The sequence below is a fragment of the Megasphaera sp. AF13-6AC genome (genome assembly GCF_027685385.1).
Classification (GTDB): Bacteria; Bacillota; Negativicutes; order Veillonellales; family Megasphaeraceae; genus Megasphaera; species Megasphaera micronuciformis.
On the sequence record NZ_JAQCUN010000339.1, the window covers coordinates 367 to 572 of the forward strand.

1 pseudogene is annotated in these 206 nt (G+C 46.6%); it reads left to right on the plus strand.

The features are described from left to right. Nucleotides 1-206 (plus strand): annotated as a pseudogene (locus PGX78_RS09325) (amino acid permease); the annotation flags it as partial.

Genomic DNA, 206 nt, shown 5'->3' on the forward strand with positions numbered 1-206 from the left:
TCTGTACCTATACAGTGCTTCCGTATTTCCCGGTATGATAGCCTGGTTTGTTCTGGCCTATTCGCAGAAGAGATTTCGTGCTTACTGGGGTAAAGAGGCAATGGATGCCCATAAGTTTAAGTCTCCCCTGTACCCCTATGCGAACTGGTTTTGTATTGCCTTCCTCGTCCTTGTTACTATCGGCATGTGGTTTAACGAAGATACGC